1 pseudogene is annotated in these 552 nt (G+C 73.9%); it reads right to left on the bottom strand.

Annotation, left to right across the window (positions count from 1 at the left end):
* A pseudogene (locus FRW57_RS22720) lies at nucleotides 1–320 on the bottom strand (SCO6880 family protein); the annotation flags it as partial.
* Nucleotides 321–552: the final 232 nt, after the last annotated feature.

The raw sequence follows: 552 nt of genomic DNA, 5'->3' as shown, positions 1-552 counted from the left end.
CGAGGCCGGTCCGGCCGCACCAGGAACCGCGACTGTCCGGCGGCTTGGCGGGCGGCGTAGTGGGCGGCGGTGGGCGCGGTCTCGATCGCGGGCTGGCCGGCCCATGGGACGAAGGCGATCAGTAGCAGGCTCACCCAGAAGGTGGCGGTGACGCTGACTGCGGCGAGGCCGCCGAGGAACAGGGAGGGGATGAACACGACGATCGCGCCGGTGATGGCGGCGACCCGGGCGCCGGAGAAGCCCAGCAGCAGGCCGCGGGAGCCGCGGCGGCCGAACCGCACCGTCGGCGGGTTGCCCGCGGCGGCAGGAGAGTTGGTCACGATGAGACGCTCCCTTCCAGAAGCTCGTTGAGTCAGCGATCGAGCGCAGTGGTGGACGGTCGCTGTTAGGTGGGCCGGGTCGGTCGCCGCGTCGGAGGCTCCTGTTCGCCTCCGGAACCGGCCGCCTGGTCGGTTGCAGGCGCCGGGCGTTGGGTGCCGGCGGAACGTCCGGGCGCGACGTCCGGCGTCGCGTTCTGAGTGGCCCGGCCGGTCGCTGTCCCGGCCTGGTGGG

It is taken from the genome of Segeticoccus rhizosphaerae, from assembly GCF_009192725.1.
In the GTDB taxonomy this organism is placed as follows: domain Bacteria; phylum Actinomycetota; class Actinomycetes; order Actinomycetales; family Dermatophilaceae; genus Segeticoccus; species Segeticoccus rhizosphaerae.
This window is presented reverse-complemented; position numbering and strand designations above follow the sequence as displayed.